The organism is Spirosoma pulveris, assembly GCF_054781875.1.
Window position 1 is genome coordinate 26994 of sequence record NZ_BAAGTO010000001.1, and the last position, 13341, is coordinate 40334.

Below are 13341 nucleotides of genomic sequence, written 5' to 3' on the forward strand. Positions count from 1 at the left end.
CGTTGAACGAATCAGTAAGTAGCCATGAAAAAAAGTATTAACTATATAATTATTGCATTGGGTATGGTCATAGGCTTAGCCGCCTGTGAGGTGGAACGCCTGCCCGAAACTTCCATCAGCGACCAGACATTCTGGCGTTCGGAAGGTGACCTGAAAGCAGCCGCCAACTACCTTTACACGTTTTTGCCGAACTGGTCGACGGATGATGTCTGGTCAGACGATGCCATCGGACTGGCTTCTAACAGCATCAGCGATGGTTCACGGCTGGCCCCGGCTACCGATGGAAACTACAATACTAATTACAACCTGATCCGGGCGGCCAACAACATCGTTGAAAAAGCACCCCGTGCATCGGGCAATGCATCGCAGGCAGTTATTGACCGGTACGCTGCCGAGGCTCGTTTCTTCAGAGCCTGGGGTTATTTTGCGCTGGTTCAACGCTACGGGGAAGTGCCCCTGATTCTAAAAACACTCGATGAGTCATCGCCGGAACTAACCGCTCCGGCTAGCCCCCGCGAGGCCATCTTCGATCAGATATATCAGGATCTTGATTTCGCTGCTCAAAAGCTGCCGACTCATACCGTATTGGGAACCGCCGATTTTGGCCGGATCAGTAACACAACGGCGCTGGCGTTTAAAGCGAGAGTTGCCTTGTTTGAAGGAACACGGGCTAAATATCATGCCTATGGCGATCCAGCCAGGCACCTGAAAGCGGCTGTAGATGCCTCGAAAGCGGTTATCGACAGCAAGCAGCATAACCTGTATACCGGGCAGTATTTCGATCTGTTTCAAATGCCGGGGGAGGGGCGCCAGAATCCCGAAAATATTCTGGTGAAACAGTTTGGTGTATCCCTGACGGAGCGCGTTATAACCCATTCGTACTACCGGGGTTCCCTCGAAAACGGGAACATGAACCCAACGAAAAGTCTGGCCGATTCCTACCTCATGAAGGATGGATTGCCCATCACTAAATCCCCTTTGTACAAAGCGCCGGTTGCCTCAGTCGATGTGTTTCGCGACCGCGACACCCGCATGAGCGACACGTTCATGAAACGCGGTGATCCAATGATGACCACGAAGCCCGTTTTTGACATTGCACCATTGGTGTTCAATAAAACAGGTTTCATGTTCCGCAAGACAGCGAATATCGACGACTGGAATACGCAGGCGTCAACCATCGACCGGCCCATCATCCGGTATGCCGAAGTACTGGTCACCTACGCCGAAGCGCTTTTTGAACTGAACGGCACAATTAGCGACGCTGATCTCGATCTGACCGTTAACCGACTGCGGCAGCGGGGTGGTGTTGCGAAACTGACCAATGCATTCGTGACGGCGAATGACCTGACCATGCGGGACGAAATCCGCCGGGAACGTCGGGTGGAACTGGCACAGGAGGGATTCCGGTACTGGGACCTGATCCGCTGGAAAACGGCTGAAGTTGAATTACCTAAACCGGTACTGGGGAATTTCTTCTTCAAAACTGAATTTGGTACGGTGGCCGCCGTTCGACTCACCGCCGATAACTATATCCTGGTTCAGGATGCGAGTTTCCGGAAGTTCGACCCTAAGAAGGATTATTTATGGCCGTTACCTATCAACGAAATCGCCCTTAATCCAGCCCTGAAACAGAATCCAGGTTGGTAAAAATTAGTTAGACAGCGTTTGTTTGACATTAATTAACCTGACGGCAGTAGGCTTCTTTCTGTAAGCACCTACTGCCGTTACTGATGAATGGTGATTTACTAATCCGAACCTTTACTCCGTTTTCGTATGAAAAAAGCCATTTTTTTTGCTTTCGTTGGATTGGTAAGCTTCTCCGCTTTTGCGCAGGGACAGAATCTGTTAAGTAGTAAATTTTCAAAAGAGGCCTTACAAACGGTGTTGATTCCGCAGGCAAAGTGGGCTCCGTTTCCCCGGCGTGACGATCGGGCGGGTTGGGCCAAAGCTGATCAGGCGATGATGAAAGCATACCTGAGAAAAGCGGAAACCTATCTCACTTACCAATGGCCATACGTACCCGCCACAAAATCACTGCTCATCGAACGCACCGGCGACCGTGACCAGTATCAGGCCGTTAGTTTCGAAAAACGTGAAGTACTGGGCACCCTGCTGCTGGCCGAGATCTACGAAAATAAGGGTCGATTTGTCGATCAGATCATCGACGGTGTCTGGTCAATTTGTGAGGAGTCTTTCTGGGGCGCATCGGCTCACCTGCCTAAATCAAAAGACTACGCTGGGTTGATGGACGTGTCTAAACCATTTGTCGATCTATTCGCGGCCGAAACCGCTACCTACCTGGCTTGGGTTGATTTTTACCTGGGCGACAAACTGGATGCCGTTTCTCCGCAAATAAGAAAGCGGATCTATTACGAAACCAACTACCGTATTTTTCAGCCACTGGTGACAAAACCACACGGCTGGATGACCAAAACTGCCGCCGGACGTGCGCCTAACAACTGGAATCCGTGGATTTGCTCGAACTGGCTAAATGCGGTGCTGCTGCTGGAGAAAGACGAAGACAAACGGGCGGCCTCTGTTTATAAGTTGCTGACAGTGCTGGATGAGTTTCTTAATCCCTACCCACCCGATGGTGGTTGCGATGAGGGACCGAGTTATTGGGGAGCCGCAGCCGCTTCGCTGTACGACAATATTGCCATGCTCAACACAGCCAGCAATAATGCTTTTCAGTATGTATATGCCGATGAAAAATTCAAGAACATGGGCCGGTTCATTTATCGTGCGCAAATCAGTGAGAAGTACTTTCTGAATTTTGCCGATGCCGATCCGCAACCCGGCATGGCTGCTACCATGATCTACCGTTATGGAAAAGCCATTAACGATCCGGATATGATGAAGTTCGGGGCTTATTACCGCAAGCCGGAAGTAGGCGAAATTGGGAAATTTCACTATTTCCGGCACTTCTACGCCCTGTTCATGCAGGATGAATTTCAGCAGGCTGCTCAGGGGTTGCCGTTGCCCAAAAATGTGTGGTTGCCGGACCTCCAGGTGTTTGCCGCCCGCGATCAGGCCGGGACTACGGCTGGATTTTACGTGGCGGCCAAAGGCGGGCATAACGACGAAAGCCATAACCACAACGACATTGGTAACTACGTAGTGTACTACAATGGACAGCCGCTGTTAATTGACGTCGGACGCGGCACGTACACCGCTAAAACATTTAGTGCCAAACGGTATGAAATATGGTATAACTGCTCTGAGTATCATAACCTGCCAACTGTGAACGGTGTTAATCAGCTACCGGGCATGGCGTTTAAGGCAACGGATATTTCCTACAAAGAAGATAATACGTCTGTTCTATTTGGGGTCGACATTGCCCGGGCTTATCCGAAAGAAGCGGGGCTGAAAAGCTGGCAGCGGACCATTCGATTAACTCGGGGCATGAGCGTTCAGGTGCAGGATGTGATTAATCTGAACCAGGCTAATTCACTGACACAACACCTGATGACCTGCTACCCGGCGGAGATCGAAAAACCCGGCGAACTGATTATCCATTACGCCCCCAAAGGTGGGCTGGCTAAAGAGTTCATTGTGAGATATAACCCCAAACAAATGCAGCCAACTGTCGAAAAAGTGAAGCTGGAAGCACCGGAAGACCGAGGCATCGTTACAAAGTGGGGCGATACGATTTACCGGATAAACTTTCAGGTAATCAAGCCAAAGCAAGCAGATAAACTGATGCTCGAAGTAGCAGCAAAATAGTGTATGCAGGGCCTACAGAGCCTCCCTGCACACAGTTTACTTTTTGCTGAAGTCCAGATCGTACTTTACGTTCAGGCGGAACCCGTTGTTGATCTCAAAAACGGGTTTTTTAGTGATGGGCTCCAGTTCCGGATGCTGCGAAATCTGGTTAAGGTAGTTCAGCTCAATTTTGAACGAATCGCTGAACTGATACCCGAACCCACCCGAAATCCGGTTCTGATTGAAGACATTCTGCTCAACATTTCGGCCAAATCCAATGAAAATCTCCTCGAAGAAATTCAGGTAAAACTCATTATCGTTGATGGTTGGCCCGTGGAGAGGAATCGTTCCCGAGAGCTGGTAACGGGCCCGGTTCTGGTACTCCCAACGTTCAATCCGTCGCGGGTTCTCGTCGGCGCCAATACCGAGCCAGCGCTGTTCAAGCCGAAAGCGATGACTTAATTTTATAACCCCGGTTGAAGTGCTCAGTTGAACATCCTGATGGGTGCGGTTTTCGATAGTAGGCACACCGGCATCCGCCACCGGGTAATCGCCGTAGGGATAGGTCGTGAAAAAGGTATACCCCCCCGCCAGTTTCACCTGATCCGTTAGCGCATAAGCCAGTCCAATCCGGGCAAGCGACTGCTGCCAGGACTGAATCAACTCCACCCGTCGCCATTGGTATTCAGTATGAATTTCCCAGCGTTTGCTCACTTTATGATCACCGTTGTAGGTGTACCACCCGATGTCATTTCGGTCAATAATCCGGTTTTGCTGCCCGAAACCGCTGATCGAGAGGAGCGTAAAGAAAAGAAGGTAACGAAATTGCATCAGGCTGATAGTAAGAAAGCACTTATTGAATAAGTGCTTTCTTACCTGATAGGTTTGAAATTAGTACCAACTGGTTCCGGATGGAAAGATTGCCAGCTATGCATACATTTTTGGTGAGCCGGGAGTTGGCCGGATGCTGCCCTGAATGTTTAGTTCGTTACGGCAGAGCAAATGCCACATATTGATTTCCTTTCTTCGCACCAAGTTTACCGCCACCACAGGCAATGACGATGTACTGCTTGCTGCCAACCTGATAGGTAGCCGGAGTGGCAAAACCAGCGGCAGGTAATGTGGTTTCCCAAAGTTGTTTGCCCGTCTTTTTATCAAAAGCCCGGAATTTGCCATCTTTCGTTGCCGCTATGAACAACAAACCGCTGGCTGTTACTACCGGGCCGCCATAGTTTTCGGAGCCCGTATTGCGAATTCCTTTTTTCGCCAGTTCAGGTTCTTCGCCGAGGGGTATCTTCCAGAGGTATTCGCCCGTGTTGAGGTCAATGGCATTGAGCGTTCCCCAGGGGGGCGAAATGCCCGACAGTCCTTTGCTGTCGAGAAACTTGATATAACCCGATATTTTGTAGGGAACAAACGGAGCTTGGCTTCCTTTCGATGACTGACTACCCGCTTCAATCTTTTCATCATCGAACAAAAAACCGATCAACGCCTGTTTCTCTGCCGTCGATAGCTGAGTGAACCCCGGCATCATGCCTTTCCCGTGACTGATCACCTGGTTTACATAAGCCCGGTCTCGTCGTTGGCCAATATTCACCAGCGAAGGGTACCCGCTGGCAGCGTTACCCTTCCGTTGAGCACCGTGACAACTTGAACAAGTGGTAGTGTAAAGCCGGTTTCCGAGCGTTAAATGGGCCAGTTCGTCCTGTTTCGGGGTCTTGTTCAGCGCGATGAGCCAAGCCGCTTCGTTGGCATTTACATACATGATGCCGGATGGGTCGGTAGCGGCACCACCCCATTCGGCACCTCCGTCGAGACCAGGGTAGATAAACGTCCCCTGTCGGCTCAGTGGCTGAAACGTTCCCTTGCGGCTCCGCCGGAACTGCGCCAATAAGGTGTCCTTGTCTTCGGAATAGGGGTTTAGGTCGGCTTCGGTAAAATTCTGCCGGGCAAAGGGGGCCGGACGGGTCGGAACGGGCTGCGTAGGCCAGGCGTCTTCACCCGGAACGTCGGATTTAGGCATTGGCATTTCCTTGATCGGGAAGAGCGGCGTGCCCGTTACCCGGTCAAACACCAGCACATGGCCCGACTTGGTTACCTGAGCAACCGCGTCGACTCGCCGGGGCCGACCGTCGGGGCCTTTACTCGTTACCGTCAGCAGATTGGGCGGAGCCGGAAAGTCGCGGTCCCAGATGTCGTGGTGAACGGCCTGAAAATGCCAGAGCCGTTTGCCGGTACGGGCATCGAGCGCCAGTAAACAATTGGCAAACAGATTCGACCCTTTACGATTGCCGCCATAGAAATCGAACGCGGCTGAGCCGGTGGGTACATACAGAATACCTCGTGGCCGGTCGACCGACATACCCGACCAGTTATTGGCGCCACCCACATCGGTATTTTTGTAGGCATCTTTTGGCCAGGTATCATAACCATATTCGCCGGGTTGCGGAATGGTATGAAACGTCCATGCCAGCTTACCCGTGCGGACATTGAACGCCCGAACGTGCCCCGGTGCCGCATCGGCCCCTTCCGACAGCCGGACGGGCATAATAATCAGGTCCTCGAAAATGGTGCCGGGTGTATTGGAAATGACGAATTTGTCTTTGGCCTGTTCACCCAGCCCTTCGTGGAGGTCGATGTGCCCATCCTGGCCGAAACGCTGAATGGGCTTCCCCGTTTTGGCGTCAAGGGCGTAGAGCAGCGAGCCGACGGTATACAAAATCCGGGCTTCAGACTCACCCGTAACGGAGGGTTTGCTGGCTTGCCAGTAGGTAACGCCCCGGCTGGTGCTGAGCGACTGTTTCGTTGGACTACCAAACTTCCAGATCTCCCGGCCGGTAGCGGCATCCAGCGCAATGGCCTGCACGGTTGGCGTGACGCTGTATAAAACGCCATCGACAATAATGGGGTTGGCCTGAATCTGACCACTATCGGGTGCTGAATAGGTCCAGGCAACTTTTAGCTCTTGAACGTTATCGGGCGTTATCTGTGTCAAAGCCGAATAATGGCTACGGTCGGGACCGCCAAGGTATTCACCCCAATTTGTGTAATCATTCGGTTTTGTATCGGTGGTATTCTGATAGAATCGGGACCAGCCAATTGCCAGCAGGGCCAGTGCAGAGAGCGCAACAAGATATCGTTTCATGAAGATTAGGAGTAGTCTGACAAATCTACATGAAAAGCATAAATGATGTGCCGTCTACGCAGTTTCAGAGAAACAGAGTAGAGACACAAAAAAGCCCCGGAGGTTGTCCGGGGCTAAATCATTAATAGTTTTTATCAGAACTGGAGTTGCTGAATCGGCTGTTTCCCGTGCCTCGGCTTTGGGGCTGCGACGGACGGTTGCTGGGTCGTTTTGGTGCACTGTCGTCACGGCGGTAAGTACCTTCAGAAGGACGCTGGTCTGTTGACCGGGCTGGCCCGCTGTTATCGGCCCGACGGCTGTTGTTACTGTTACCGCTCCGATTGAAGGAACCTCCCGAGCGACCGCCACCGTTACGGTTTCCACCGTTTCCACTGCGGCCTTGTCCCTGGCGGGCAGGAGCCGGTGTTACAGTTGCCGTAGCAATGTCAAGCACGTAAGGGTGGTTGTCGATTACCGGAACACGCTTGCCAATTAGCTTATGAATGTCGCGCAGGTATTCGGTTTCTTCAGCATCGCAAAACGAGAGTGCAATACCATCATGACCCGCCCGGCCCGTCCGGCCAATTCGGTGAACGTAAGTTTCCGGAATATTAGGCAATTCGTAGTTGATCACGTGCGAAAGCTCATCGACGTCAATACCACGTGCGGCAATATCGGTCGCGACCAGCACCCGTGTTTCCCGACTTTTAAAGTTCGAGAGGGCGCGCTGACGGGCATTTTGTGATTTATTGCCATGAATGGCTTCGGCACCAATTCCGGCTTTCAAGAGGTCTTTCACTACTTTGTCAGCTCCGTGTTTGGTACGGGCAAAAACTAGGGCCGATTTAATGTTTTTATCGTCGAGAATGTGGACAAGCAGTTTACGCTTATCTTCTTTGCCAACAAAATACATGGCCTGTTCGATGGTGTCGGCTGTGGAAGACACGGGCGTCACTTCTACTTTGGCCGGATTGTTTAAGATCGTATCGGCTAGTTTGGCGACATCGGGTGGCATGGTTGCCGAGAAAAACAGCGATTGCCGATGCGTGGGCAGTTTGGCAATGACTTTCTTGACATCGTGGATAAAGCCCATATCGAGCATGCGGTCGGCTTCGTCAAGAACGAAGAACTGAACATCCCGGAGGGAAATAAAGCCCTGGTTCATCAGATCGAGCAAACGACCGGGGGTAGCAATCAGCACGTCGACGCCCGATTTGAGCGTGTTCACCTGCGCGTGTTGCGAAACACCGCCAAAAATAACCGTATTGCGAATATTTAGATGGCGACCATAGGCCGTAAAGCTTTCGGCAATCTGAATGGCTAATTCACGCGTAGGGGTCAGAATGAGGGTCTTAATCCGGCGGGGGCCGCCGGTACTTTTACTTCGTTCTTCGCTCAGCAGTTGTAAGATAGGGATGGCAAAAGCGGCTGTTTTACCCGTTCCGGTTTGGGCGCAACCCAATAAATCCCGGCGGCTTAACAAGATGGGTATGGCTTTTTCCTGAATGGGTGTCGGGTTGGTGTATCCTTCTTCGGTTAAGGCCTGCAGGATAGGGTCAATTAATGATAATTCTGAAAATTGCATGTGTTGGATGGACGTCGGTAGGCAATGGAATGAGGTAATAATAAGGGTCCAGCATCCAACGTCTTTGTAAAGTTATATAGGTACAACGGTGGTGCTGCAAATAAAGTGCCATTCTAACGAATCTTAGGCCTTCGGGTACTATTGGGTGTCCAATTTTGTCATAAGTCCTGCTGCCTGATACAAGCGATAACGCCCGGTTTTTTGATGTCCCGGAAAACCGGGCGTTATCGTTTAGTCAATCTGGTTGCGTTTAGGCTACAATTGAGTCACTCGTTTCAGGTTATCATCCGGTACACGATCAACCAGGAAGCTAATGGGGTCAATACCGGCTTCAAAAGGTTCTTCTTTCACAATGAAGGTAAATTTGCCCGAATTCTGCCGCATGCGCTCCCGTCTGATGGCCAGTAGCTTGCCCTGTTTTTTGCCCGCTGCCGGTTTGCCGTACACCCCAACGTCGATGAGATCGTTGAGTTTAACCGCTGTTTCCCGACCCAGCGAGTCGGCGTAGAATTTCTCGGCCTGCACATCGACCGTTACTTCGTACTGCCCAGTGGGTAATTTCCTGGCCGATGCAGCCGTTGCCCGGTTATTGAAGATGGTGATGCGCTCAAACTGGTCCGTGATGACCGACTGGAGTGAATCGGGTGTTTGCTGCCGGAACAGGTCTACCAGATTATACGAAACAGGGTAGGGCGGCTGTCGATAAGCATACTGGCTAACCATCGTCTGGAGGGCTTTATTAACCGCGCTCTCGCCAATCAGCTCTTTCAGATAATACATGACCGAACTGCCTTTATTGTAGTGAATATATCCCTGGTTCTCGACTCGTTCCAGTGGTACTTCTTTGAGCGATTCGGTGCCCCGCGAAGACAGATACCGATCCATTTCGTACTTCAGAAACTTCTTCATCCGGCCTTTATCATACGCTTTTTCCATCACCATCAAGGCAGAATATTGCGCCTGTGTTTCGGAAAGCATAGTCGCTCCCTGCATATAAGCTCCCACCACCTGGTGTGCCCACCATTGGTGCCCCATCTCATGCGCAACCACATATTTGACCATATCGATATCTTCTTCGGGGTCGATGCGGGAAATAAATCCAATGGATTCCGAATAGGGCATGGTGCCGGGGAAAGCCTGTGCAAAGCGGGCATACCTCGGAAATTCAATGATACGGGCCTGTTTGTGCCGATAGGGGCCAAAGTGCTCCGTATAGTAAGCCAGCGACCCTTTAATGGATTCGAGCATGTTGCGGACATTATACGGATGCTTTTTGTCGTAATAAACCTCCACATCAATGCCATTCCATTTCTCGCGAGCTACCTCATAACGTGCGGAGATGAACGAGTAAAAGTTTAGGGATGGATGGTCCAGCTTATAGTGAAAATACCGGCGACTCTGGCCGTCCGGGCCTGTCTGCTGCCACTCTTTCTGTAGTGATCCAGGTGCCACGGCGATCTGGTCCGGCGAGGTGCTAATGGTTGTCTCCACCATTACCCAGTCGGAGTTATTGCTGAGGTAGGTATCCATGCAGTCGCCGGTGCAGTCGCGCTCCAGTTTCGGCATCCGGGCTTTCTCCGGCAAACCGTATTTCTTTCGGTCGTTCTTATCGCTGAGCTCGCCTTGTTGCTGGTAGCCAATTTGTGGCGCAATATCGGAGTTGTCGAAAAAGGAGCCGTTCTGGCTAACCTGCTTTGTAAACTGAACCTCGTTCTCGAAACCGGGCGTCGTTTTGCGGGTAATAAAGTGCAACTGAAGTGAATCGCCGGGCGCAAGCGCGGGGCTGAGTTTATAGATTCGGTATTGAAGCAGGGAATCGGATAGGGCCAGTTTGGCACGATCCAGTGTAAGGCTATAGTCCAGTCGGTTGGGCAGCACAATATGCACTGAATCGATGGGCGTCGTCGATTTATTGACCAATACATAATCACCCTTTACGAGCAGGTTTCGCTCTTCCGGATAGACATCGATGGTGTATCTAACGTTGGAAATTCGCGGCTGTGGTCGGTGTTCATAGCGTTTGTATTTCTTTTCGTAAGCGACCTGCTCTTTTTCCCGTTCTTTGGTCGTGGCATAGCGGTTCAGGACTTTTGTATTGTAAAAGATGAATCCACCAACCAGCAGGAGGGCTACTGCCAATCCTGCAAATACTAGTCTGTTGGGTCCGTTGAGTGCCTGCCTGGCTGATCGGAAGCGGGTTTGCCAGGTCATGTCCTTTCCCCGTGCCCAAAATAAAATGGCTACCAGACCCAATACAGCCGCCCAAAGTGACCAGTAAACCCGAAACCAGGCAAAAGAGGTAACAAAAGGTCCCCAGCCGTTCATGTCGGAATACTGGTAGTTAGGAGAAGCGTTGAACTGAATCAGGTTGCTCTGAACATCCAGCGGTGGCCACATGTACGCGTTGGCAATCAGTACCGCGACGACCATAAAAAAGGCAACATATTTATTGTTGAGCAGCGTATGCATCAGCATCGACAAAATCACGATTGGTGCATAGCGAAGCAGATCAATCAGGAAAAATTCGATCAGGTACTGGCCTAACTCAACCGTTGGGTAGTGCATCAGCAACTGCGTAGACACACCAGCAATCAGGCACAGCACCTGAATAATGGCCACTATACCCATCATAGCAAGAAACTTTCCAACAAATACCGACCAGTTTCGGTGTGGCATGGCATCATAAATCTGGTCGAGGTCAGCATCCCGTTCTTTCCAGATAATAGCGCCCGAGTAGAAGATTATAATAGCGAATAGAAATAGAGCAATGGTGCTGCGGATAAGCTGGATGACCTGATACGTAACAGGGTACGAACTCAGCCCGTAGAATTTACCGGCATATTGCAGTGAGAAGCCCATGTTAAGCAGGCCGGCCAACAGAATCACAATAAAAGCTGTGCCTTTGACGGTACCCCAGAAATCGGTTCTGAAAACCCGCGTCATTTGCACCCACTGAGCCGACCACCCGTAGTGCAAATGGACCGGTGGAAGCGATTGAAGCGGGCGAAAAGTGGCTTTCCCGGCCACAGCAGCATTTTCTGGTAAAACAGCTCGCCGTTTTCTGGCTTTTTGAACTTTCTCTTCAAACGAGAACCGGACGTAGGTAATGGCCAGCAGAACAACACCGAAGCCAACCCAGATTGCCCGGTTCAGTAGTTCCAGACTATTATTAAGGCCCACCGATTGGGTATTTTTATCACTGACAGTCCAGTATTTTGTGATGAGCTGAAAAGGGCCATAGCCAAGCGCGTCAAAATAAACCGCAAGATGCTCATTGTCAACGTCGCTCAGGAATGTACCCGCAATCAACTGGGCGACCAGCAAAACGACGGCTCCAATGAAGGCGGTAATGGACGAGCGCGTCAAAGCCGCCAGCATGAAAATAAACGCACCCGCCAGAAATGTGTTGGGTATGGCAAAAATCAGGAAACTATCCAGATGCGCCGACCACACAATGGGGCCGTACCGGTCGGCATCCGTTGCACCGGTAACCAGCCCAATCCAGGAACCAAATATAATACCGATGGATATGCCCAGAAAAGGGATTAACGAAACCAGAAATGAACCAAAAAAGCGTCCGGCCAGGTAATCCAGCTTTTGAATGGGAGACGAGAAGACGATTTGGCTGGTCTTGTACGTAAAGTCGCGAATAGCCGCGCTTTGCACAAAAGATGTCGTCATGAGCAGGGCAAAAAGGCACCAGATACCATACTGATTCTGGACAACAAATGGGGCATTTTTGTGAATGTTACCAAACGTCCCGCCAATGGTCAGGTCGTCGGAAGCGCTTGCCCAGGTAAACATCAGGACGTTGACCAGGAGAAAGACGTACACAATTGGTTGCCGGAGCCAATACCGAATTTCGAACGAAAATATGTGTAGAAACATGGTGAGTAGAGGGGTTAACACGCCGTTGACGTGCATCGAACAGAGAACGCAGCAAGTCCGCCTTATTAGCGTATAACCGGCGCATCGGCCTGGATCGTAGAGAAGAAGACATCTTCCAAGTCAGGCTGGGCTGGCTGAAAGCCATCATCCGGCGTTAATTCGCTGTAGATATGTACGAGGGGCTTTCCGGCAACGAGTTTATTCGATATGACCGTATAGCGCTGGTGATAGTCTGACAGTTCACTTTTGGGGATCGACTTCTCCCAGATTTTGCCTTTCAACTCCGCTACCGATGCCGTGGGTGTACCACTGTACAAGACCCGCCCCTGGTGAATGATGGCCATGTTGTTGCACAGTTCCATGACGTCCTGTACAATGTGCGTTGACAAGATCACGATTACATTCTCACCAATTTCAGACAACAGGTTATAAAAGCGGTTACGCTCGCCGGGGTCGAGGCCAGCGGTGGGTTCGTCCACAATAATTAGTTTGGGATTGCCAATAAGCGCCTGAGCAATGCCAAACCGCTGCTTCATACCCCCCGAATAACTACTAACGGCTTTTTTACGGTGTTCAAATAAATTCACCCGGTGCAGGAGAGCTTCTACTAACTCCTTCCGTTCCCGACCATTGGTAATTCCCTTTAAAACAACAAGGTGGTCGAGCAGATCGGTTGCCGATACTTTTGGGTATACACCGAACTCTTGGGGCAGGTACCCTAACACCCGCCGAACGGCGTCTTTCTGATTCAGCACATCGAGGGAATCCAGCATGACGGTACCCGAATCAGCATCCTGTAAGGTAGCCAGCGTCCGCATCAGCGTCGATTTGCCAGCACCATTTTGGCCGAGTAATCCGTACATACCCATTGGAATAGTCAATGATACGTCGTCTAACGCTTTTACGGGTTCGGCGTTACGACCGCTGGCGTAAGTTTTTGATAAGTGCTGAATAATCAGTTGCATAGGAAGAGGGTGTTTTAGCCAAAAATAAACGTGAATACCAGAACCGATGACGTTTTAGGTTAAGTGGTTGCAAAACA

Annotated in this window: 7 protein-coding genes; 2 read left to right on the top strand and 5 right to left on the bottom strand. The window is 50.9% G+C overall.

Annotation, left to right across the window (positions count from 1 at the left end; all coding sequences use genetic code 11):
• Positions 1-24: 24 nt before the first annotated feature.
• Together ACYVJM_RS00105 and ACYVJM_RS00110 are read left to right on the top strand one after the other, a co-directional pair.
• Positions 25-1647: a RagB/SusD family nutrient uptake outer membrane protein gene (locus tag ACYVJM_RS00105; protein WP_461146171.1), complete on the top strand. Its 1623-nt coding sequence runs from the start codon at positions 25-27 to the stop codon at positions 1645-1647.
• Positions 1648-1773: 126 nt separating this feature from the next.
• Positions 1774-3723 (top strand): heparinase II/III domain-containing protein, encoded by a 1950-nt coding sequence (locus ACYVJM_RS00110; protein WP_461146172.1) that lies wholly within the window; start codon positions 1774-1776, stop codon positions 3721-3723.
• A 36-nt stretch (positions 3724-3759) separates the two neighbouring features.
• On the opposite strand, the gene ACYVJM_RS00115 is transcribed toward ACYVJM_RS00110, so the two are convergent.
• The 5 genes from ACYVJM_RS00115 to ACYVJM_RS00135 form a co-directional block, all read right to left on the bottom strand.
• Positions 3760-4533, bottom strand: a complete 774-nt coding sequence (locus ACYVJM_RS00115) for a DUF2490 domain-containing protein (RefSeq protein ID WP_461146173.1) — start codon at positions 4531-4533, stop codon at positions 3760-3762.
• Between the two features lie 157 nt (positions 4534-4690).
• A complete protein-coding gene (locus tag ACYVJM_RS00120) occupies positions 4691-6847 on the bottom strand; it encodes an outer membrane protein assembly factor BamB family protein (RefSeq protein WP_461146174.1) in 2157 nt (718 codons plus the stop codon).
• A 121-nt stretch (positions 6848-6968) separates the two neighbouring features.
• On the bottom strand, positions 6969-8411 hold the full coding sequence (locus ACYVJM_RS00125; RefSeq protein ID WP_461146175.1) for a DEAD/DEAH box helicase: 1443 nt from the start codon (positions 8409-8411) through the stop codon (positions 6969-6971).
• Positions 8412-8666: 255 nt separating this feature from the next.
• Positions 8667-12299 (bottom strand): ABC transporter permease/M1 family aminopeptidase, encoded by a 3633-nt coding sequence (locus ACYVJM_RS00130; RefSeq protein WP_461146176.1) that lies wholly within the window; start codon positions 12297-12299, stop codon positions 8667-8669.
• Between the two features lie 65 nt (positions 12300-12364).
• Positions 12365-13264, bottom strand: coding sequence for an ABC transporter ATP-binding protein (locus tag ACYVJM_RS00135; RefSeq protein WP_461146177.1), 900 nt, complete (start codon positions 13262-13264; stop codon positions 12365-12367).
• Positions 13265-13341: the final 77 nt, after the last annotated feature.

What these genes read in the sequence shown, in the direction of transcription:
- ACYVJM_RS00125 (WP_461146175.1), bottom strand. Translation starts at nt 8,411, where the DNA reads ATGCAATTTTCAGAATTATCATTAATTGACCCTATCCTGCAGGCCTTA.
- ACYVJM_RS00130 (WP_461146176.1), bottom strand. Translation starts at nt 12,299, where the DNA reads ATGTTTCTACACATATTTTCGTTCGAAATTCGGTATTGGCTCCGGCAA.
- ACYVJM_RS00135 (WP_461146177.1), bottom strand. Translation starts at nt 13,264, where the DNA reads ATGCAACTGATTATTCAGCACTTATCAAAAACTTACGCCAGCGGTCGT.
- ACYVJM_RS00120 (WP_461146174.1), bottom strand. Translation starts at nt 6,847, where the DNA reads ATGAAACGATATCTTGTTGCGCTCTCTGCACTGGCCCTGCTGGCAATT.
- ACYVJM_RS00115 (WP_461146173.1), bottom strand. Translation starts at nt 4,533, where the DNA reads ATGCAATTTCGTTACCTTCTTTTCTTTACGCTCCTCTCGATCAGCGGT.
- ACYVJM_RS00110 (WP_461146172.1), top strand. Translation starts at nt 1,774, where the DNA reads ATGAAAAAAGCCATTTTTTTTGCTTTCGTTGGATTGGTAAGCTTCTCC.
- ACYVJM_RS00105 (WP_461146171.1), top strand. Translation starts at nt 25, where the DNA reads ATGAAAAAAAGTATTAACTATATAATTATTGCATTGGGTATGGTCATA.